This is a genomic window from Enterobacter sp. IF2SW-B1 (assembly GCF_001743375.1).
GTDB lineage: Bacteria > Pseudomonadota > Gammaproteobacteria > Enterobacterales > Enterobacteriaceae > Enterobacter > Enterobacter bugandensis.
In genome coordinates this window covers 1-374 of record NZ_MJAA01000345.1, presented here as the reverse complement: position 1 = coordinate 374, position 374 = coordinate 1, and the positions used below count along the sequence as shown (strand labels likewise).

Below are 374 nucleotides of genomic sequence, written 5' to 3'. Positions count from 1 at the left end.
GAAAGAGCGCCACGCCCTTCAGTCCTGGCGTTTCTTCCTCGCCGCGGCGGGCTCGCTCGCCATCAGCGGCATCGCGCTGCCGCTGGTCAGCATCATCGGCAAGGGGGATGAGCAGGTGGGATATTACGGCCCCAGGTGCGTGGTGGGGCTGACCGGCGGGGGGCTGCTCTACGTCTGCTTCTTCACCACCAGAGAGCGCTACAACTTTGAGGTGCATCGCGGTGCGGGGGGGGCGAAAGATGTCAGGCTGCTGCTCGGCAACTGCCAGTGGCGCATCATGTGCGCGTTCAAGATGATGGCGGACTGCTCCCACGTGGTGCGCCGCGGGGCGACGCTCTACTTAAGGAAGTACGTGATGGGACCCCCGGAGATGG

1 protein-coding gene is annotated in these 374 nt (G+C 65.2%); it reads left to right on the top strand.

The window, feature by feature from the left end; all coding sequences use genetic code 11:
* Positions 1-374: MFS transporter (locus A6013_RS24615; RefSeq protein WP_175437443.1), on the top strand; the 374-nt coding region annotated here is incomplete at both ends.